Source organism: Ochrobactrum sp. SFR4 (genome assembly GCF_019730395.1).
Taxonomy (GTDB): domain Bacteria; phylum Pseudomonadota; class Alphaproteobacteria; order Rhizobiales; family Rhizobiaceae; genus Pseudochrobactrum.
The window spans coordinates 1-230 of the sequence record NZ_JAAPBB010001489.1 but is presented as its reverse complement, the minus strand read 5'-3'; the positions used below and the strand labels follow the sequence as shown (position 1 = coordinate 230).

Annotated in this window: 1 protein-coding gene; it reads left to right on the top strand. The window is 50.0% G+C overall.

Going from position 1 to position 230, the window contains the following annotated elements:
- Positions 1–230: Flp pilus assembly protein CpaB (gene cpaB, locus HBA93_RS23985; RefSeq protein WP_221724875.1), on the top strand; the 230-nt coding region annotated here is incomplete at both ends.

Sequence of the window (230 nt, the reverse complement as noted above, 5' to 3'; positions counted from 1 at the left end):
ATCCGCAAAGTTAAACTGATCGGCGAAGGGGAACAATTCATGTCCTCTTTGCTGCCACAAGGTATGCGTGCCATCGCGACCAATATTGCTGCGGAAAGTTCCGCCGGTGGCTTCATTCTTCCCGGTGATCGCGTCGATGTCATTCTCACTCGTGCGGACCGGAATGCTGCCAATAAGAGTATGCCATTCTTAACAGAAACCATTTTAGAAAATGTTCGCGTGCTGGCCAT